Origin of the sequence: Caballeronia sp. NCF2, assembly GCF_023631205.1 — a bacterium.
GTDB lineage: Bacteria > Pseudomonadota > Gammaproteobacteria > Burkholderiales > Burkholderiaceae > Caballeronia > Caballeronia zhejiangensis.
This window is the reverse complement of record NZ_JALQDN010000055.1, coordinates 84,696-103,690: the sequence shown is the minus strand read 5'-3', so window position 1 is coordinate 103,690 and position 18,995 is coordinate 84,696. Positions and strand designations below refer to the sequence as shown.

Annotated in this window: 18 protein-coding genes; 9 read left to right on the top strand and 9 right to left on the bottom strand. The window is 62.2% G+C overall.

The window, feature by feature from the left end; all coding sequences use genetic code 11:
• Nucleotides 1-116: 116 nt before the first annotated feature.
• From NCS02_RS19885 to pqqA, 3 genes are all read right to left on the bottom strand, one after another.
• Nucleotides 117-806, bottom strand: a complete 690-nt coding sequence (locus tag NCS02_RS19885; protein WP_033536730.1) for a (5-formylfuran-3-yl)methyl phosphate synthase — start codon at nucleotides 804-806, stop codon at nucleotides 117-119.
• Between the two features lie 36 nt (nucleotides 807-842).
• The gene (locus tag NCS02_RS19880) at nucleotides 843-1,409 is read right to left on the bottom strand and encodes a DUF447 domain-containing protein (protein ID WP_008354334.1); all 567 of its coding nucleotides are present in this window, start codon (nucleotides 1,407-1,409) and stop codon (nucleotides 843-845) included.
• A gap of 80 nt (nucleotides 1,410-1,489) precedes the next feature.
• Nucleotides 1,490-1,564 carry a pyrroloquinoline quinone precursor peptide PqqA gene (gene pqqA, locus NCS02_RS19875; protein WP_008354335.1) on the bottom strand — a complete coding sequence of 25 codons (75 nt, stop codon included), beginning with the start codon at nucleotides 1,562-1,564 and terminating at the stop codon, nucleotides 1,490-1,492.
• A 392-nt stretch (nucleotides 1,565-1,956) separates the two neighbouring features.
• Here pqqA and NCS02_RS19870 point away from each other — a divergent pair, with 392 nt between their 5' ends.
• From NCS02_RS19870 to fba, 7 genes are all read left to right on the top strand, one after another.
• On the top strand, nucleotides 1,957-3,450 hold the full coding sequence (locus NCS02_RS19870; protein ID WP_250503158.1) for a form I ribulose bisphosphate carboxylase large subunit: 1,494 nt from the start codon (nucleotides 1,957-1,959) through the stop codon (nucleotides 3,448-3,450).
• Nucleotides 3,451-4,134: 684 nt separating this feature from the next.
• Nucleotides 4,135-4,551, top strand: coding sequence for a ribulose bisphosphate carboxylase small subunit (locus NCS02_RS19865; RefSeq protein ID WP_008354337.1), 417 nt, complete (start codon nucleotides 4,135-4,137; stop codon nucleotides 4,549-4,551).
• A gap of 15 nt (nucleotides 4,552-4,566) precedes the next feature.
• Nucleotides 4,567-5,487, top strand: coding sequence for a CbbX protein (gene cbbX, locus NCS02_RS19860; RefSeq protein ID WP_008354338.1), 921 nt, complete (start codon nucleotides 4,567-4,569; stop codon nucleotides 5,485-5,487).
• A gap of 16 nt (nucleotides 5,488-5,503) precedes the next feature.
• A complete protein-coding gene (locus NCS02_RS19855) occupies nucleotides 5,504-6,598 on the top strand; it encodes a class 1 fructose-bisphosphatase (RefSeq protein ID WP_008354339.1) in 1,095 nt (364 codons plus the stop codon).
• Nucleotides 6,599-6,647: 49 nt separating this feature from the next.
• Entirely contained in the window at nucleotides 6,648-7,520 is an 873-nt protein-coding gene (locus NCS02_RS19850) for a phosphoribulokinase (protein ID WP_175982833.1), read from the top strand.
• A gap of 35 nt (nucleotides 7,521-7,555) precedes the next feature.
• Nucleotides 7,556-9,598, top strand: a complete 2,043-nt coding sequence (tkt, locus tag NCS02_RS19845) for a transketolase (RefSeq protein ID WP_250503155.1) — start codon at nucleotides 7,556-7,558, stop codon at nucleotides 9,596-9,598.
• A 28-nt stretch (nucleotides 9,599-9,626) separates the two neighbouring features.
• The gene (gene fba, locus NCS02_RS19840) at nucleotides 9,627-10,664 is read left to right on the top strand and encodes a class II fructose-bisphosphate aldolase (RefSeq protein WP_008354342.1); all 1,038 of its coding nucleotides are present in this window, start codon (nucleotides 9,627-9,629) and stop codon (nucleotides 10,662-10,664) included.
• A gap of 164 nt (nucleotides 10,665-10,828) precedes the next feature.
• On the opposite strand, the gene NCS02_RS19835 is transcribed toward fba, so the two are convergent.
• On the bottom strand, nucleotides 10,829-12,205 hold the full coding sequence (locus NCS02_RS19835) for a glycosyltransferase family protein (protein WP_250503154.1): 1,377 nt from the start codon (nucleotides 12,203-12,205) through the stop codon (nucleotides 10,829-10,831).
• Nucleotides 12,206-12,397: 192 nt separating this feature from the next.
• On the opposite strand from NCS02_RS19835, the gene NCS02_RS19830 reads away from it, so the two are divergent.
• Nucleotides 12,398-12,946 (top strand): thioredoxin family protein, encoded by a 549-nt coding sequence (locus tag NCS02_RS19830; protein WP_175982836.1) that lies wholly within the window; start codon nucleotides 12,398-12,400, stop codon nucleotides 12,944-12,946.
• Here NCS02_RS19830 and NCS02_RS19825 read toward each other — a convergent pair.
• From NCS02_RS19825 to NCS02_RS19815, 3 genes are read right to left on the bottom strand one after another with little or no spacing between them, the layout of a single operon-like run.
• A complete protein-coding gene (locus tag NCS02_RS19825) occupies nucleotides 12,943-14,343 on the bottom strand; it encodes a DUF6513 domain-containing protein (RefSeq protein ID WP_250436150.1) in 1,401 nt (466 codons plus the stop codon). The two genes, NCS02_RS19830 and NCS02_RS19825, sit on opposite strands and share 4 nt — an antisense overlap.
• On the bottom strand, nucleotides 14,322-14,921 hold the full coding sequence (locus tag NCS02_RS19820; protein ID WP_250460606.1) for a flavoprotein: 600 nt from the start codon (nucleotides 14,919-14,921) through the stop codon (nucleotides 14,322-14,324). Before NCS02_RS19820 ends, NCS02_RS19825 begins: the two co-directional genes overlap by 22 nt.
• Nucleotides 14,918-16,975 (bottom strand): sigma-54-dependent Fis family transcriptional regulator, encoded by a 2,058-nt coding sequence (locus NCS02_RS19815; protein WP_250436148.1) that lies wholly within the window; start codon nucleotides 16,973-16,975, stop codon nucleotides 14,918-14,920. The genes NCS02_RS19820 and NCS02_RS19815 overlap by 4 nt, the downstream gene beginning before the upstream one ends.
• A gap of 327 nt (nucleotides 16,976-17,302) precedes the next feature.
• Between NCS02_RS19815 and NCS02_RS19810 the strand changes: the two genes are divergently transcribed.
• A complete protein-coding gene (locus tag NCS02_RS19810) occupies nucleotides 17,303-17,794 on the top strand; it encodes a dihydroneopterin aldolase (protein WP_250503153.1) in 492 nt (163 codons plus the stop codon).
• A gap of 184 nt (nucleotides 17,795-17,978) precedes the next feature.
• On the opposite strand, the gene NCS02_RS19805 is transcribed toward NCS02_RS19810, so the two are convergent.
• A complete protein-coding gene (locus tag NCS02_RS19805; RefSeq protein WP_008354350.1) occupies nucleotides 17,979-18,380 on the bottom strand; it encodes a hypothetical protein in 402 nt (133 codons plus the stop codon).
• 85 nt (nucleotides 18,381-18,465) lie between these two features.
• Nucleotides 18,466-18,975 carry a formaldehyde-activating enzyme gene (fae, locus tag NCS02_RS19800; RefSeq protein ID WP_008354351.1) on the bottom strand — a complete coding sequence of 170 codons (510 nt, stop codon included), beginning with the start codon at nucleotides 18,973-18,975 and terminating at the stop codon, nucleotides 18,466-18,468.
• Nucleotides 18,976-18,995 lie beyond the last annotated feature (20 nt).

Here is an 18,995-nt window from a genome sequence, read left to right as displayed (position 1 = left end):
CTTTGCTTACTTTCTTTGCAGCAGCAAAGAAAGTGAGTGCCGCCCCGCACAGGGGCAACGCTAATAGACCGACGCGAAACCGGGATCCGGCGAAAAAGCCCCCGAATAACAGACGCTCAACGAGCAAGATGCAAAGCCCGAACCCACTTCTCGACGCGAAGCGGATCAAGCCTCCCAGTACGTCCATCGCGCTCATCGCAAAGAGCCCCACGAAACCCGGCAATATCCGGCGCGAGCAAACGAATCCTGTCGAGATCGTCCCACCTCAAAGATCCGGCGACGGCAATCATCGTCCCCCGCTTGCGCGCATCGCCGATGCAGGAAGCAAGCGCCCCCACATCGACGCAATCGAACAACGTGCGCCCGTCCTTGCTCGCCGTATCGAACACGATGCCCACAAAACCCAGTTGCGCCGCAAGCGCGGCCAGTTCGCGATCCACGCCATCGTCGGATAACAACACCGGCACGACAGCCGCCGGCAAGCTCGCCAGATGCCGCAAGCACGCAAAAGCGCCCGCCCCGGGCGACACCCCGACCTTCACATAATCGACGCCCGTAGCCGCGACATCGAGCACGCGCGCGGTCATCTCGTCGAGCGCATCGTTGGGCAAATCGCCGATGGTCGCGCTGATCGGCCGCACCGCATACCGCGCACGCAACGCCCCCACGATACGCGCGATATCGCCGATCGCAACAGCGCCCAGCGCGCCCGCGCCCGGCTCCTTCAGGTCGATCAGTTCGGCGCCGGCGTCCGCCGCATCGAAGGCTTCGTCGGCCGAGCGGACGCTCGCGAGCAATGCGGTCATCGTCGAAACTCCAGAGGGATGGCTACGGAAAACGCGTCAGCTCACAGCCTTCGCGCGATGCGCCTCGATCGCCTGCAAAAGCCATTGCCAGGCCTCGCGCTCGGCGTCGCCCGCAGTCTTGTCGATGGCGATCCGCAAATACGCCACCTCGCTATCCACCTTTTCAGGCGGCAACATGAACAGCCGGCTCACGAGAATCGCGCCTTCGACAACCGCCGCCTGCGCGCGATTGAAGCCCGGAAACGGCGCATGCGTCTCGCGATGCACACATTCCATGCGCAACGTCGGGCGCGCTTCGTCATCGAGAAGTTCGGCGAGACGCAGCTCGATATGCGCGAGCGTCGATGCGAGCCGCACGCTTGGCACCGTGCTCGCGGCAACCGTCGGCCAGTCGCGCGCAATGCCCGTCACGCAGCCCGCGAACACGCGCACGTCCGTCGTCAGATTGATGACGGCGCTCTTCGTCGCGATGACGTTATCGAGCGTCGTCGACGGACGGAACGGCGCAAGAATCGCGAGGCCCTCTTCGAAGCGCACGCCCATCGGCGCGATATGCGGCCGGCCATCGCGATCCGCGGTCGTGACGATGGTCTCGTAAATCATGATGGTCGGCGAAAGTATTCGTAGCCGCACGAAAGAGCCGCCATCGCTTCGATGCGGCTTCGTGCGGGTTCGGTCCGCGTTTAGCGGGTGGCGATATACATCGTGATTTCAAAACCAAAACGCATATCGGTGAAGCTCGGCGTGGTCCATTGCATGGGCGTTCCTCCAGATGAGTCGGGTTGATGCCTCGATACCGCTTCGATGATTTGCCGATGCGGACGAATCCGCCAGGCGGCCGGGAGGGGGCCGGCCCTTCGACGATGCAAGCGCCATGCCAATGACATGAAGCGGATGCCGAAGAGCGCGGCTCGCTCATCATGCGCGCCGACTGTGACGAAATCAGAACACAGTGTCCCATTGCTTCGTTCATAAACGCATCAGGGCTATTCCCGACTAAGGCATCGCTTAAGCCCGGGCAAGTAATTCGTGAATTCCTTTCTGTGCGACGCGTGCTTACTCTGCAATGACAGCAGGGCGCGGTTCACAAGCGGCGATCGCTTCGAGCAGCACCGCGACGCCACTCTCATCTCACTGTCGAGGAAACGGAATGAACGACTTCAGCAAGGCCGCCGTCGAGGCGGTGCGCAATCCGTCCGATCCGCGCTCGCGCTATGCGGCCGGCGTCATGAAGTATCGCGAGATGGGCTACTGGCAGCCCGATTACACGCCGAAGGACACCGACGTCATCGCGCTCTTTCGCATCACGCCGCAAGCGGGTGTCGAGCCGGAGGAAGCGGCTGCGGCCGTGGCGGGCGAGTCGTCGACGGCGACATGGACGGTCGTGTGGACCGACCGTCTCACTGCATGCGACATGTACCGCGCGAAGGCGTATCGCGTCGAACCGGTGCCGAATGCGCGCGCCGACGAGCCGCAGTACTTCGCTTACATCGCGTACGAACTCGATCTTTTCGAAGAGGGATCGGTCGCGAACCTGACGGCGTCGATCATCGGCAATGTGTTCGGCTTCAAGCCGTTGAAGGCGCTGCGGCTCGAAGACATGCGTATTCCCGTTGCGTATCTGAAGACGTTTCAGGGACCGCCGACGGGCATCGTCGTCGAACGCGAGCGGCTCGATAAATACGGACGTCCGCTGCTCGGTGCGACCGTGAAGCCGAAGCTCGGCTTGTCGGGAAAGAACTATGGGCGCGTCGTGTACGAAGGTTTGAAAGGCGGGCTCGATTTTCTGAAGGACGACGAGAACATCAATTCGCAGGCGTTCATGCACTGGCGCGATCGTTACCTCTTCGCGATGGAAGCGGTGAGCCGCGCGCAAGCCGAGACCGGCGAAGTGAAGGGTCACTATCTGAACGTGACGGCCGGCACGATGGAAGACATGTACGAGCGCGCGGAATTCGCGAAGGAACTCGGGTCGTGCATCGTGATGATCGATCTCGTGATCGGCTGGACCGCTATTCAGTCGATGTCGAAGTGGGCGCGTCGCAACGACATGATCCTGCATCTGCATCGCGCGGGACATGGGACTTATACGCGGCAGCGCAATCATGGCATCTCGTTTCGCGTGATCGCGAAGTGGCTGCGGATGGCGGGCGTCGATCATGCTCATGCGGGCACTGCCGTCGGCAAGCTGGAAGGCGATCCGTTGTCGGTGCAGGGCTATTACAACGTGTGCCGCGAGGCGCGCAATGAGCCTGATCTGTCGCGAGGGATTTTCTTCGATCAACCGTGGGCGGGGTTGCGCAAGGTGATGCCGGTGGCATCGGGCGGGATTCACGCAGGGCAGATGCATCAGTTGCTCGATCTCTTTGGGGATGACTGCATTCTGCAATTCGGCGGCGGGACGATTGGACATCCGCAAGGGATTCAGGCCGGGGCGACGGCCAATCGCGTCGCGCTCGAAGCCATGGTGAAAGCGCGGAATGAAGGGCGGGATATTGCTCATGAAGGCCCCGATATTCTTGAAACCGCCGCGCGGGGGTGTACGCCGTTGCAGCAGGCGCTCGATACCTGGCGCGATGTCACTTTCAACTATGCGTCGACGGATACGCCGGATTTTGCTGTTACTGCTACGGCGGGGGTTTAAGAGGTCTGTTGTTGTCGCCGGATCCCGTTTTCGTGTCGGTCTATTAGCACTGCCCCTGTGCGGGGCGGCAGTCACTTTCTTTGCTGCTGCAAAGAAAGTAACCAAAGAAAGCAGCTTTTCAGGCCCGCGGTCACACGCACGTTGGGTAGTCCTCTCGTCACAGGCGGCACTCGCCTAAAGAGTGCCCTCAAACACCTAATCGGGCTTGGATCGCGCACGGTCTGCCGCCCGAAGGTGTTGAGGACACTGGTTCAGCACGAAACAGCTTCGGCACAGCGCTACGCGCTGCCGCCGGGTCCGCAAGGAAAACCAAAGGGCGGCGATTGCAGTGAGATGGAGACGTTAGTAGAGAAGCACATGCATCCCCGATGGACCGGTCGGCCGCGAAGCGGGCTGGAGCTATTTGGTGCTGAACCCGTTTGGTGTGTGGTGCGATGTGACGGACCGTGCGCGATCCAAGCCCGGTTGGGCCTATGAGGGCACTCTTTAGGCAGCCCACGATGGACGAGAGGACTACCCAAATTGCGTGTGACCGCGGGCGTATCAGTAGCTGCTTTCTTTGCTTACTTTCTTTGCAGCAGCAAAGAAAGTGAGTGCCGCCCCGCACAGGGGCAACGCTAATAGACCGCCGCGAACACAGGATTTCATAGAAGAAGCCGAATCTCCAAACATAAGGAACCCGAAATGAACATCACCCAAGGAACATTCTCCTTCCTGCCACCATTAACCGACGAAGAAATATCCGCACAGATCAATTACGCGTTAGAGCAAGGCTGGGCCTGCTCGGTGGAATACACCGACGATCCCCATCCAAGGAATACGTATTGGGAAATGTGGGGCCTCCCCATGTTCGACCTCCACGATGCCGCCGGCGTGCTGATGGAAGTGAACGAATGCCGCAAGACGTATCCGAACCACTACATCAAAGTAAACGCCTTCGACTCCGTCCGCGGATTCGAAACGATGCGCCTCTCGTTCATGGTGAATCGCCCAGCGGAAGAACGAGGCTTCCGACTCGAACGCCAGGACGACAGAAGCCGCATCCAGCGCTATGCGATCCGCACCTACGCAACCGATCGCCCGAGCGGCGAGCGTTATTGATGAGGAACACCGACCATGAACGCCGAAGCCACGCTCGAAGAAGCGCCGCAAGCGAAAGCGATGCACGCCGACCTGATGGCGCTCTATCGCGAATCGCGCATCGGCGAAGTACTGGCGGAACTGGACCGCGATCTCATCGGCCTCGCGCCGGTCAAGACGCGCATCCGCGAGATCGCCGCCCATCTGCTCGTGGAGCGCGCCCGCGAGACACTCGGTATCGCATCGGGTGCGCCCACGCTGCACATGTGCTTCTCGGGCAATCCCGGAACCGGCAAGACCACGGTTGCGCTGCGCATGGCGCAAGTGCTGCATCGCCTGGGCTATATCCGCCGCAATCATCTCGTCTCGGTGACACGCGACGATCTCGTCGGCCAGTACATCGGCCATACCGCGCCCAAAACGCGCGAAGTGCTCAAGCGTGCGATGGGCGGCGTGCTCTTCATCGACGAGGCCTATTACCTGTATCGCCCGGAAAACGAACGCGACTACGGACAGGAAGCCATTGAAATCCTGCTGCAAACGATGGAGAACCAGCGCGACGACCTCGTCGTGATCCTCGCGGGATACGAGTCGCGCATGGAGACGTTCTTTCATAGCAACCCGGGCTTTCGTTCGCGCATCGCGCATCACCTCGTATTTCCGGACTACGCGCCCGGCGAGCTTCTGCAAATCGCCGAGCACATGCTGAGCGACATGCACTACCGCTTCGACGACGCCGCCCGATGCGCCTTCGAAGACTATCTTGCGCATCGCATCAGACAGCCGAACTTCGCCAACGCGCGTTCGGTGCGCAATGCGCTGGATCGCGCGCGACTGCGTCAGGCGAACCGGCTGTTCGCCGCGGCCGAAAGCGGCAACGGTGTCGCCGATGCCAACGCGCTGATGCAACTCGACGCCAGCGATATCCGCGCGAGCCGCGTGTTCACCGATTCATAACTCGAAGGAGAACGCGATGCAGGATGGACGCACGACCTTATCGAAGTTCCTGATCGACACGCTCGACCGCAAGCCCGGACCCGAGGCGGCGAGCGGACTCTCCGCGCTGTTGATCGACGTGGCCGCATCGATCAAGACGATCGCGGCCGCATTGACGCGCGGTGCGTTGAGCGGACAGCACGGCTCGGCACAATCGATCAATACGCATGGCGAGGAACAAAAGAAGCTCGACCTCGTGACCAACGATATCTTCCTGCAGCATTGCGAATGGGACGGTCTGCTCGCGGGCATGGTGTCGGAAGAAATGGACGACGTCTACGCGATTCCCGAGCCGTATCCGCGTGGCGAGTATCTGCTCGCGTTCGATCCGCTCGATGGCTCGTCCAACATCGATATCAACGGCGTAGTCGGATCGATCTTCTCGGTGTTGAGGCGCGCGAGCGACGAAAGCGACGCGCCCAACGATGCAGCGTTTCTGCGTCCGGGCCGCGAGCAGGTTGCGGCAGGCTATGCGATCTACGGCCCGTCGACGATGCTCGTGCTCTCCGTCGGCAATGGCACGCACGGCTTCACGCTCGAACGCGATGTCGGCAACTTCGTGCTCACGCACTCCGATATTCGCATTCCCGAGGATTCGTGCGAGTTCGCGATCAACGCATCGAACGAGCGCTTCTGGGAACCCCCCGTGCGCCGCTACGTGCAGGAATGCAAGGACGGCCGCACCGGATGCCGCGCGCAGGACTTCAACATGCGCTGGATCGCATCGATGGTCGCGGAAGTGCATCGCATCCTCATGCGCGGCGGCGTGTTCATGTATCCGCGCGACTTCAAGACGCCAGCGATGGAAGGCCGCCTGCGTCTCCTGTATGAAGCCAGCCCGATGAGCTTTCTCGTCGAGCAGGCGGGCGGGCTGTCGATCACCGGGCGCGAACGCATTCTCGATGTCGAGCCGAAAGCGCTGCATCAACGCGTGCCCGTGATACTCGGCTCACGCAACGAAGTCGACCGCATTCAGCGCTATCACGGCGAATACGATCGCGGCGAGGACAAGCCGTTCACGTCGCCCTTGTTCAAGGAGCGCTCGCTGTTCCTGCCGGAAACGGAAGCCTGATCCCGCATCTGAAACGGCGCTCATCGATTACATTCAGGGAGACAAGCGCATGTCAGTCAAACATCCGATCGTTGCAGTGACCGGTTCGAGCGGCGCCGGCACCACCACCGTCATGAAGAGCTTCACGCATATCTTCAGGCGCGAAAAAATCAACGCGCAGATCGTCGAAGGCGATGCGTTCCATCGATACGATCGCCTCGGCATGCGCGAAGCGATGAAGCAGAGCGAACGCGACGGTCTCGTCAACTTCAGCCACTTCGGGCCGGAAGCGAATCTGCTGCTTGAACTCGAAACGCTGTTCGATACCTACGGCGAAACCGGCGGCGGCAAGTTTCGCCACTACGTGCACGATGAAGGCGAAGCCGTGCATTACAAGCAGGAAGCGGGCACCTTCACGCCATGGGAAGACGTCACGCCCGGCACGGACATGATGTTCTACGAAGGCCTGCATGGCGCAGCCGTCACCGACAAGGTCGATATCGCGCGTCATGCGGACTTGCTCGTCGGCGTGGTGCCGATCATCAATCTCGAATGGATTCAGAAGCTGCATCGCGATCAGACGATGCGCGGATACTCGCATGAAGCCGTCGTCGATACGATCCTGCGCCGCATGCCCGATTACGTGAACTACATCTGCCCGCAATTCTCGCGCACGCATGTGAATTTCCAGCGCGTGCCGACCGTGGATACGTCGAACCCGTTCACGTCGCGCGAGATTCCGCAGCCCGACGAGAGCTTCGTCGTGATCCGCTTCGCGAAGCCGAAGGGCATCGACTTTCCGTATCTGTTGACGATGCTGCACGACTCGTTCATGTCGCGGCCGAATGTGATCGTCGTGCCCGGCGGCAAGATGGGTCTCGCGATGCAGCTCATCTTCACGCCGATGATTCTGCAGCTACGCGACCGGCGCGCGCGCGCATGAAAGGTTTCTCATCATCGCATCCAAGGAGGCATCACATGAATGCCGTCGCTGAAGCATTGCCCCGACTTCATCGCTCACCCGACACGCGGCAGATGGCGAACGCGTTGCGCATGCTCGCCGTCGATGCCGTGAGCCAGGCCAACTCCGGTCATCCCGGCATGCCGATGGGCATGGCGGAGATCGCGGTCGCGTTATGGGGACGTCATCTGAAACATAATCCCGCCGATCCCGACTGGCCCGATCGCGACCGCTTCGTGCTGTCGAACGGGCACGGCTCGATGCTGCTCTATGCGTTGCTGCATCTGAGCGGCTATGACTTGTCCATCGACGAGATCAAGCGCTTCCGGCAGATGGGCAGCAAGACGCCCGGACATCCGGAATTCGGCGTGACGCCCGGCGTCGAAACGACGACCGGACCGCTCGGGCAAGGGCTGACGAACGCAGTCGGCATGGCGCTTGCCGAAGCGTTGCTCGCGCGCGAGTTCAATCGGCCGGGGCATGAGATCGTCGACCATCGCACGTATGTTTTCGCGGGCGACGGCTGTCTGATGGAAGGCGTGTCGCACGAAGCGGCGTCGCTTGCGGGCACGTTGCGGCTGAACAAGCTCACCGTGCTTTACGACGACAACGGCATTTCCATCGATGGCCACGTCGACGGCTGGTTCACCGACGATACGCCGAAGCGCTTCGAATCGTACGGCTGGCATGTCGTGCGCGCGGTGGACGGCCACGATGTCGACGACGTATCGCATGCGTTGCAGCTCGCGCGCGAGTCGGACCGGCCGACGCTGATCTGCTGCAAGACGGTGATCGGCCTCGGCGCGCCGAAGATGGCCGGCACGCACGATGTGCACGGCGCGCCGCTTCCCGCCGACGAAGTGGAAGCGACGCGGCACGCGCTTGGCTGGATGCATCCGCCGTTCGAGATCCCATCGCCGATACGCGCGCTGTGGGACGCGCGCGAGGCGGGCGCGGCGGCACAGGACGACTGGAAACGTCGCTTCGGTGCGTATCGCCGCGTGTTTCCGGGCGAGGCCGCCGAATTCGAGCGGCGCGTGCGCGGCGCGTTGCCCGCGAACTGGCGCGACACGGCGCATACGCTCGTGCGCGATGCGGATCGCGCGCGACAGAGCATCGCGACCCGCAAGGCGTCGCAACTCGCGATCGAAGGACTGGCGCGCGCGTTGCCCGAACTGCTCGGCGGTTCGGCCGACCTGACCGGCTCGAATCTCACGCGCTGGAAGGACGCGGTCGATGTAAGCGCCGCGCCGGAGAAGGGCAACTACATCCACTTCGGCGTGCGCGAGTTCGGCATGAGCGCGGTGCTGAACGGCGTTGCGCTGCATCGCGGGTATCTGCCGTTCGGCGGCACGTTTCTGACGTTCTCCGACTATTCGCGCAATGCGCTGCGCATGGCCGCGCTGATGAAGACGCGAACGGTGTTCGTTTTTACGCACGATTCCATCGGACTCGGCGAGGATGGCCCGACGCATCAGCCGATCGAACACGCCGCGACGCTGCGCATGATTCCGGGCCTCGACGTGTGGCGTCCGTGCGATACGGTCGAGACGATGCAGGCGTGGATCGGCGCGATCGAGCGCGACCGGCCTTCGTGTCTGCTGTTGTCGCGGCAGAATTTGCCGTTCGTGCCGCGCGACGAAGCGCAGATCGACGGCATCGAGCGCGGCGGCTACGTGCTCGCCGACTGGCCTTCGACTTGCGAGCGCGATGCGCGCCGCGTCGTGTTGATCGCGACCGGCTCGGAAGTCGCGCTTGCGCTCGCCGCCGTCGAGCCGCTGAAGAAAGAGGGCATTCTCGCGCGCGTCGTGTCGATGCCTTCGACGACCGTGTTCGATCGCCAGTGCAACGCGTGGCGCGAACGCGTGCTGCCCGAAGGCGTGCCGCGTGTCGCGATCGAAGCGGGCGTCACGGCGTTCTGGCGGCAGTACGTCGGGCTGAATGGCGGCGTGATCGGCATCGATCGCTTCGGTGAATCGGCGCCCGCCAGCGAACTGTTCGCGCACTTCGGCGTGACGACCGATGCGCTCGTCGACGAAGCGCGCCGCGTGGCCGCATGATTTTCGCGTTTTGCATGGAGACATCACGATGGCTTTCATCGCATTGAGGCAGTTGCTGGATCACGCGGCGGAGCACGGTTACGGCGTGCCCGCGTTCAACGTCAACAACATGGAGCAGGTCCACGCAATCATGCAGGCGGCCGAGGCGACGAGAAGCCCGGTCATCCTGCAGGCGTCGGCGGGCGCGCGCAAGTATGCGGGCGAGCCGTATCTGCGGCATCTGGTGTTGGCGGCGGTCGAGGCGCATCCGGATATTCCGGTGGTGCTGCATCAGGATCACGGCGCGAGCCCGTCGGTTTGCCAGCAGGCGATTCGTTCGGGCTTCACCTCCGTGATGATGGACGGCTCGCTCATGCCCGATCAGAAAACGCCCGCGGAATACGACTACAACGTGGACGTGAGCCGGCGCGTCGTCGAGGCGGCGCATTCGGTGGGCGTGTCGGTGGAGGGCGAGCTGGGTTGTCTCGGATCGCTGGAGACGGGGCGCGCCGGCGACGAGGACGGCGTCGGCGCACAAGGCGCGCTGAGTCACGATCGCCTGCTGACCGATCCCGACGAAGCGCGCGCGTTCGTCGAGGCGACGGGCATCGATGCGCTCGCGATCGCCATCGGCACGTCGCACGGCGCTTACAAGTTCAGCCGCCAGCCAACCGGCGATATTCTCGCGATCGATCGCATCGCCGAGATTCACGCGCGCATTCCGGATACGCATCTCGTGATGCACGGTTCGTCGTCAGTGCCGCAGGAATGGCTCGCGATCATCCGCGAGCATGGCGGTGAGATTCCGGCGACGTTCGGCGTGCCCGTCGATGAAATTCGGCGCGGCATCGCGAACGGCGTGCGCAAGGTGAACATCGATACGGATATCCGGCTCGCGATGACCGGCGCGATGCGGCGCGCGATGGCGTCGGCGAAGTCGGAGTTCGATCCGAGGCATGCGCTGAAGGCGGCGACGGCGGCGGCGCGGGATTTATGCGTCGAGCGGTTCGAGGCGTTCGGCTGCGCGGGACACGCGGATCGCATCAGGCCGATGGGACTCGAGGCGATGGCGAAGCGGTATCACTGAGAGGAGCGCCGCTCGGTAAGACGGGCGGCTTCAGGCAGATCCTTCTGCGCTTCTTCGACACTGAAAATATACTCATGTCCTCGGATAGTTAAGGAGAACTTCGATGCTATCCGAGTGCAATCGCCCCACCAATATGCCAAACCGCCAATCGAAACAATTGGGACCTATTTCATGCCTACCGAATCACCGACAGCCATCCCCGCATGTTCCATCTCGGCCCTGCGCAATCGAAGATCGTACGACATGAGCAGCGCCCGCATCTGCGGCGACATGCCGTGATAGTGAACGAGAAAGCTCGACGGCACACGAAAGCCCCACGGCGTGTTGATGTCAACGAGGCTGCATATGTCTTCGCTGCCCAACGATGCCTGCTCCGAGACCGCGCAATTGAAATGCCATTGATCCCCGCCGCCCGATACGAGACTTTGCTTGTCATCGACGTTCTCGACGCTTGCGATGACCCGATCGAGTAGCGCGGCATTCGCAGGCGTGCGGCGAAAACCCATCACGCCTGAATTGAAAATCCAGGTGCCGACATCGCGCGCAAGAACGAGATCGCGGCTGCTGCAGAAAGACTCGAGTGGCCGGTCGAGATCGTTGACGAGCGTGTCGGCGTCGAGCCAGAAAGCCCATTCGTGATGCGGGAGGTTTTCGCGCAGCAGGAAAGGCTTGACCCAATTGCCGCGCATCGGCAGGCGTTCGGCGATGCGGCGCGGAACCTCGCGATGCACGTACAAGGTATAGCCATGACGTTCGCAATACTCACGCAGGTTCGCTTCTGCGATGCGTCCGTAGATCGCTGCCTCTGGCGTGTAGACGGTCGTGATCGACACGGGCCGTCCGGGATTGCAGGTGCTCATGGCCGTCATCGTGCTTTCATCGGATGCGCCGTCCTCGAACGCACGCGCATGGTTGTTGCGATGTGCATTGAGATGCTCGATGAGCGCTTCCCGCAGCCGGGGATGCACGCATGTTCGCGAGAGATCGGCGTGCTCTTCGGCGATAGCGAGCGCGAATACGCGAAACCGCGGCCATACGGGCATGAGGGGGCCACTGGCGGCGAGCACCGCGTAGATCGGGTTCCGCGCGTTACCGCAAACGCGAGGAAACGTGCATGCATCGAAGGCATCGAGCAGGTCGGTTTCGATTGGCGGTATAGGCGATCCGAACCGGCAGCGATTCACGACTTTCAGCAGCTCGGCGCGCACCCGATCCGTGTTGCGCCAGATTTGAACATCGGGTTGAGGCCGCACGTCCTTGATACGGGTGAGCAGCCAGTCGCGTTCGCCGAGCACGAAGTCGAGCGGCACCGGCTCGACGATCGCAGCGTTCTCGCTCAGCAACAAAACGATCTCGCCCTCTTCGGCGCGGTGCATTTCGGAGAGCAGCGACTCGTACTTGAAGAGCCATTGCGCCGGCGCGTTCCGATAGATGTCTGCCGCGTCGATGACGATATGGCGATACCCATGCAAGGCGGCATAGTGTCGATGATTGTCGAGCGCTGCGCGGGAGGGGTGAAGAAAAAGACTGATGACTTGCATGATGGCGGCGCCGCTCCGTTGAAAGGAGAGCTGCGCGAAGGCTTAAAGGCGTGGAGAAATGTTCAACGGCGGATGCGAAGTACAAAAAACTAAGGATTACGCTGTAGTTCATGTTGTTAGCGGAACCGCATTTTAGGCTATTTGCAGTCAACCATTGAATAGTTCGAGCAACCTTTTTGGAGCGATGTCATCATGCCTACCGAATCACCGACTGCCGAACTCGGCGCGATCGCATCCGGTTTCGTGCTCCCCGCGACCGACGGCAGCATGCACACACCTCATTCTCTGAAGGGTGAGAACGGCCTCGTGATCGTCTTCATGTGCAATCACTGTCCCTACGTGAAGGCCGCGATGCCGAACCTGATCCGCGATGCGCGCGCGTTGCATGAAATCGGCGTCAACGTGGCAGGCATCAATTCGAACGATGCGGCCGTCTACACCGACGACGCCTTCGATCGCATGATCGCGGTCGCCGAAGAATGGAACCTGCCGTTTCCGTATCTGCACGACGAAACGCAGGAAATCGCGCGCGCGTATGGCGCGGTCTGCACGCCGGAGTGCTTCGGCTTCGACCGCGAATTGCGCCTGAAATATCGCGGCCGAATCGATGCGTCGCGCAAGCAGGCTTTGCCCGATGCGCGCCGCGATCTCTTCGAAGCGATGCGCGCAGTAGCGATAAACGGCGAAGCGCCCGAAGCGCAATATCCCGCGCTCGGCTGCTCGATCAAATGGAAGCCTTAGCTTGTCTTTTTTGTGCTGCCGGGCGCATGCCACGCCATCAGGTCTTCATCGGGCCGATCGACTTCGCATCCCCAATCGAGTTGCTCATCCTGATCGAAGCGCTTGCCCAGCTGCCACGCGATTTCCGCGCGCGCGAGCTGCACGCCGAGGTAGAACGCGTGCCCGCCATCGTTTTCGATCTTCAGCGCGGGATAGAGCGCGAACGGATCGACGGCGACGTGATGCCCGTCGCGGTTATAGACATGTATGCCGTCCGCCGATACTTGCACGCGAAAATTCGGATCGCGCACGGCGGCGGCGAATGCGGCGATCTCTTCGGCATCGTACGGAAACGGCCGCTTTGCGTGCAGCGCGGACAGATCGGCGGATATGCCTTTGGGCAGCGTCTGCGTTTCGCGCGCGGCGTGCATCACGCGACGCGCGACATCGGCTTCGCGAACGGCGCGGCGCGCGTGCAGGCTGACCGACGTCGTCAGCACGGCGGCGATGCGCAATTCCGCCGCCATGCCGAACAACACTGCGTTGATGCCGCTCGTGTCGGCCTCGGTCAGCTCGGTCACATTGCCGACGCCCATCATGATCGGCACTTCGGGATGACGCTCGCGCAACGACACGTAACGCGCGATGGACGCCGCGAGTCCGAACGGAATCGGATCGAGAATCGGATCGGCGAGAAAGGCGCGGCCGCGCCTCGTCATCGCGTCGATTGCGGCATCGAGCGATGCGACGTCCGCGGGCTCGCGCGGCACGAGTATCGGCGTCGACGCAATTTCATCAGTTATCCATAGCGTATCGACGTTGAGGCTCATCACATAGTCCGCGCCCGCGCGCCCGCCGCGCACGAGTTCCTCTTCACGCATCGAATCGACGCTCACGCGATAGCCTTGCTCTTTAAGCATCGCGACCGCGTCCTCGAGATGAGCAAACGGCGTTTCCGGCAGACAGCCGATATCGATTACATCCGCGCCTTGCCGCTTGTATTCGCGCGCGCGCGCCGCGATGCCGTCGAGATCGAGACGCGGCGCATCGACGATCTCCGCGAATATCTCCGTCTCGTAGCGCGACAGATCGACATGCCGCGCCTCGCGTCCGAAGAATTGCGGCAAGTCCTTCACCTCTTCGGGACCGCGCTCGACCTTCACGCCGTAATGCGCGGTGAGGGCGTCGAGATCGCCGCGGCATCGGCCGGGCACGATCATGCGAGTCGTGCCTTCGCTCAAGGGCGTCGCGACGCGCCGGCGGATCATGTCGGCGGTCATCAGGCCCGCGACCTGAAGGCCGATCTCGCGCACTTCCCATGTGAACGGCGATCCTGCGGCCGCAGGCGCGATGCTTTCGAGCACTTGCCGAAGGCTCGGCTCCGCGAGCCGTCCCGTCAGGAAGACGATGTGTTCCATGCGAGCTTCAGGTCCGCCAGGCGTTGATCGAGCGCGGCTTTGAGATCGTCGAGCGAGCGGGCCACGGTGGTATGCGCGAAGCGCGCGAGCCGCTCGACGTTCTCGAACTCGATCGCGCGCGGCCTCACTTCGACCCATTCGTGCGGGGCCTGCGTGATGACGGAGGGCGCGGTATCGCATGCGAACACGATGCCCGGCACGCATTGCTTGCCGGCTTGCGCATAGAGATTGGTGGGCAGGGTGTCGGAGATGCCGAACGCGCATTTGGCGACGGTGTTGCTCGTCGCGGGCGCGATCACGACCGTGTGATATTCGCCGCTATAGATCATGCCGACGGGCACGCTGCTCGCGCTGTTGTCGCGCAACACCTTGAAGTGCTCGCGCAGTTTCGCGACAGTCCAGCCGTAGAGCGGCAGCACTTCCTCGCCGGCAGACGAGAGAAACAGATCGACGCCCGGAAGCTGCCGTGCGAGCGCGATCGATTCTTCGAGCATATGGCCCGAGCCCGTCACGCACCACGCAAAGCGCGCGTCGGGCTTGAACTCGTCGAGCCGGCGGGCGGGCGTGGGTTGCGTCATGCGTCGGATGCGCCCGGCGTATCGTGCGACAGCCGGATATGCAGACGATGCATCTTGCGATACAGCGTATTGCGGCTGATGCCGAGCACCTTCGCGACATTGCTCACGTTCCAGCGATGCTCGTCGAGCAACTGAAGCACGGTCTCGCGCTCCTTGACCTGGATCGCGTTGAGCGACGACGTATCGGCATCGTCGGCGAGATGCGGCGCTGCGGTTATCGGCGTGCGTGCGGCGGTTTGCGTGACCGGCGCGACGCCGTTCGCGATCTCTGGCGGCAGATGCGCGCAGCGAATCTCGGGGCCGTCGCAGAGTGCGATCGCCATCTGCAGCACATGCCGCAACTGGCGGATATTGCCCGGCCACGGATAGTTCAAGAGCGCCTGCTTCGCTTCGGCGGAAAGCGCGGGCGGTTCTTCGGCTTCGGTCTCGAGAATATGGCCGATGAGCGCGAGCGCATCGGCGCGTTCGCGCAGCGGCGGCAGATTGATCTCGATACCGTTCAGCCGGTAATACAGGTCCTCGCGGAACATGCCGGTTTGCACGAGCTCGACGAGATTGCGGTGGCTCGCGCTGATGAGCTGAAAGTCCACCTTCACCGTCGTTTCCGCGCCGAGCGGCGTGACCTCGTGTTCTTCGAGCACGCGCAGAAGACGCGCTTGCAAGGCGAGCGGCATGTCGCCGATTTCATCGAGGAAAAGGGTGCCGCCGTTCGCCTGCACGATCTTGCCGCGACGGCCTTCACGCTGCGCGCCGGTGAACGCACCGGCGCGATATCCGAACAGTTCGCTTTCGATCAGATTCTCCGGCAGCGATGCGCAATTCACCGCGACGAACGCACCGGTTCCGTTAGGGCTGATGCTGTGCAGCGCATTGGCGAAGACTTCCTTGCCGGTGCCTGTCTGGCCGCGCAGGATGATCGGGATCTTCCGCTGGATCACGCGCGCCGCGAGTTGAATCTGCGAGGCCATGCGCGGATCGCCGAACTCCAGATGCGCGAGCTTGTCGAGGCGGCCCGCCGATGCCGGCTCGCGCGCGTCCTTCTTCGACGCTTTGGCGCGCGCGCCGGGCGCGGACAGATCGCGCGATGCCGGATCGTTCATCAGGATGCGCGTTGCGCCCTTCGCGCCTTCGCGCGACGTCTGCGCAGTGAGGAAGAAGCGGCTGTTCGCCTTCGCGCTGTAGACCGTCACCGGATGGAACGAGCCGCGAATGCTGCGCGCGATCATGTCTTCGAGCGACGCATTGAACGCTTCCTCGATGCGCTTGCCGCACAGCTCGGCGGGCGAGCGCAGATCGAGCTGGAAGAGGGCGCTGCGGCTTGCGGCGAGCACGACGCCGTCGTCGCTGACGGCGAGCTTGCCCGCATGCAGAGTGCCGACGAACTCGGGCCGGCTATGAAAGTGGATCATGTTCGCGTGCCGGTAGCGCGCATCGATCAGACGATTTTCGATCATCTGCCGCGACATGCCGACGAGCACGAGCGAATGCTGCTGCAACAGCTTCGAGCGGCTCGTGACATCGAGCACGCCGACGACGGTGCCGCGTTCATCGAAGATCGGCGCGGCGGAGCACGTGAGCGATGTATAGCGTGGATAGAAATGCTCGTGCTGACAAACGGCGATGCAGTCGCGCTCGATGAGGCACGTGCCCATGCCGTTGGTACCGGCTTCGCGCTCGCTCCACATCGCGCCGACGCGCAGGCCGTCGGCGGCGACGGCTTCGCCGAACGGCACCGACGACACCTGATGCACGATGACGCCATCGGCATCGACGAGCACGACGGCGAGTTCAGGATCGGCGAGTTGCTGATAGAGCGTCGTCATTTCGAGCTTCGAGCACGCGATGAGATCGCTCGCGGCTTCGCGACGCTCGTTGAGTTCGTGCTGCGCGAGCACGGGCGGCATGACGAAGCGGCCTGGATCGAGCCTGAATTCCGTGAGGCATCGCAGCCACGATTGCGCGACCGAATCGCTGGCGCGGCGCGCGGCCAGCGGATTATTGACGATGTTCAGCACTTCCCGGACATGCGTGTCTACGTCAGCAAGTGACGACATGGGGGCAAGTCTCCGTTGCGCCGCATTCCGGTGCGCGTTTCGCGCGGCCGTTCGACGCCGAATCTGTTGTGTTTTACGCTGGCGCTGCGGCCAATCGTGCCTGAAGGCGCGCCTCGTGGCCGGATGATCGGGAGATTTCAGGTGCTGTCTGCGGACCCGAACGACCGGTTCTCAAAAACTGTACATCCTTAGGCGCGTAGGTTCAATAAGTAGTCGCATAGAGTGATGCGAACGCGCCCGCTTTTTGCTTGCCATTCGCGGATGGATTCGGCGATTGGCGCCGGGTCTCTTTTCTATAAAGGGCCGCATTCGCGCGGTGATGAACATATGGGCCGATTCGAACCGATCCGCGAAGCTGCGCATGTTGCGCCGCAACCTGATGCGTCCCTATCGCATGCTGCAATGGACATCGTTTATATCGAGGGACTGACGGGGCAGACGGTTATCGGCATCGACAAGAGCGAGCTGCATGATCCGCAGCCGGTGCGGATGAGCCTCGCGATCGGAGTGCCGTCGTTGCGCGCCTGCGTGACGGATCGGATCGAGGACACGGTCAACTATGCGGCAGTGCGGGAGGCGGTTCACGGGCTGCTTGCGTCGCATGGATTGCAGTTGCTGGAGGCGCTGGCGGAGCGCATCGCGCAGATGCTTATCGCGGATTTCGGTGCGCATTGGGTAAGGGTTACGCTGGCCAAGCCAGCCAAGTTCGATGATGTCGATGCTGTGGGTGTTGTGATTGAGCGACGACGTAGCGTCGATGTGCGGGGCGGCGGTTCTGTTAGCCTTGCTTGGATCGGGCGGGGGTATGTGCCGGGGTGATGGGTTTTTGGTTTTTTTTTCGCTTTTGGTTTTTGGCTTTGGTTTTCGCCGGATCCCGGTTTCGCGTCGGTCTATTAGCGTTGCCCCTGTGCCGCCCCGCACAGGGGCAGTGCTAATAGACCGACACGATCACGGGATCCGGCGAAATCAAGAGCGCGAGAGAAAACCGCAAGCAAAAAGAACTTCACTTGGCAGCAGCCTTCTGCTGAATCCCACAAGCCTTATAAGCATCCCTCTGCAATTCCCGATACTTTTTGGTTTGAGCCTTCGCGCGATCCACGCGAAACTCTGCCCCACCTTCCCCACCCAACGTAGCGTACTTAGAAAACGTAGATTGCTCGACGTAATCGTCATAAGTAAGCACCTTGGCGATCTTGTCGATCGCACACGAGCACTTGTACACGTTGGCGAAATCGTGCCCGTTATCGTCCATGCATCCGAGCACGTATTCCACGCGCCCTTCGGTCGGATAATCGTGCGTCTTCGCCGGCGGCGGCCCGCCACCCGCGCCTGTCGCGGCGAACGAAAGCGGCGAGATCAGCGAGAGGCAAAGAAGCACCGACAACGCGCAGCAACGTGGGGTCATGCGAAGAGCCTCGTGGTTATGAAACGAACAACGCCAAGACAGCCGGCACGCAAAAGACCCACACGCACCGGCCCCAAACAACAAATCAGCTCGGCGAGAACGGATGCGACATCGTTCCCTTCTTCGATACTACATCCTGGGCCGATGGCTCGCCCGCCACCGCGCGCGCAATCGCTTCCTTCGTCGCCTGATAGTTGAAGTCGTGAATCTTCTGGTCGTTGTCCGCTTCCCAGTGAATGAACACGCCGACGCAAATGAACAGGTCGTCGGCTTCGTCGGCGGGAATGACGCCGCCTTCCACGCTGTCGGCGACAGCCATCGCCACCGCGCGCTGCGCCGGGCCGAACATCTGCACGGCCTGCTTCGCGCCCTTGATCGTCACCTTGTTGAAGAGAATCGTGTTCGGCTTGGTCAGCAGATTCGGCGCAACCACGGCGAGCAGCGACGTGAAGCCGTCCTTGTTGTTCGTGAGCGCGTTGCAGAACGCGGTCTCGGCAGCGGAACCTCGCGGTCCGATGATCAAGTCGATGTGTGCCACCTCGTTGCCATCGCCGACGAGCGACTCTCCTACCAGGACGCGGTTGATCTTGGCCATGCTGTTCCTCCAGTGATGTG

Excerpts from the sequence above, each read along its gene's own strand:
- NCS02_RS19835 (WP_250503154.1), bottom strand. The coding sequence starts at position 12,205 with ATGCAAGTCATCAGTCTTTTTCTTCACCCCTCCCGCGCAGCGCTCGAC.
- NCS02_RS19825 (WP_250436150.1), bottom strand. The coding sequence starts at position 14,343 with ATGGAACACATCGTCTTCCTGACGGGACGGCTCGCGGAGCCGAGCCTT.
- NCS02_RS19820 (WP_250460606.1), bottom strand. The coding sequence starts at position 14,921 with ATGACGCAACCCACGCCCGCCCGCCGGCTCGACGAGTTCAAGCCCGAC.
- NCS02_RS19855 (WP_008354339.1), top strand. The coding sequence starts at position 5,504 with ATGCAGGATGGACGCACGACCTTATCGAAGTTCCTGATCGACACGCTC.
- NCS02_RS19870 (WP_250503158.1), top strand. The coding sequence starts at position 1,957 with ATGAACGACTTCAGCAAGGCCGCCGTCGAGGCGGTGCGCAATCCGTCC.
- NCS02_RS19805 (WP_008354350.1), bottom strand. The coding sequence starts at position 18,380 with ATGACCCCACGTTGCTGCGCGTTGTCGGTGCTTCTTTGCCTCTCGCTG.
- fba (WP_008354342.1), top strand. The coding sequence starts at position 9,627 with ATGGCTTTCATCGCATTGAGGCAGTTGCTGGATCACGCGGCGGAGCAC.
- NCS02_RS19865 (WP_008354337.1), top strand. The coding sequence starts at position 4,135 with ATGAACATCACCCAAGGAACATTCTCCTTCCTGCCACCATTAACCGAC.
- NCS02_RS19830 (WP_175982836.1), top strand. The coding sequence starts at position 12,398 with ATGCCTACCGAATCACCGACTGCCGAACTCGGCGCGATCGCATCCGGT.
- tkt (WP_250503155.1), top strand. The coding sequence starts at position 7,556 with ATGAATGCCGTCGCTGAAGCATTGCCCCGACTTCATCGCTCACCCGAC.
- NCS02_RS19815 (WP_250436148.1), bottom strand. The coding sequence starts at position 16,975 with ATGTCGTCACTTGCTGACGTAGACACGCATGTCCGGGAAGTGCTGAAC.
- NCS02_RS19850 (WP_175982833.1), top strand. The coding sequence starts at position 6,648 with ATGTCAGTCAAACATCCGATCGTTGCAGTGACCGGTTCGAGCGGCGCC.
- cbbX (WP_008354338.1), top strand. The coding sequence starts at position 4,567 with ATGAACGCCGAAGCCACGCTCGAAGAAGCGCCGCAAGCGAAAGCGATG.
- NCS02_RS19885 (WP_033536730.1), bottom strand. The coding sequence starts at position 806 with ATGACCGCATTGCTCGCGAGCGTCCGCTCGGCCGACGAAGCCTTCGAT.
- fae (WP_008354351.1), bottom strand. The coding sequence starts at position 18,975 with ATGGCCAAGATCAACCGCGTCCTGGTAGGAGAGTCGCTCGTCGGCGAT.
- NCS02_RS19880 (WP_008354334.1), bottom strand. The coding sequence starts at position 1,409 with ATGATTTACGAGACCATCGTCACGACCGCGGATCGCGATGGCCGGCCG.
- NCS02_RS19810 (WP_250503153.1), top strand. The coding sequence starts at position 17,303 with ATGGGCCGATTCGAACCGATCCGCGAAGCTGCGCATGTTGCGCCGCAA.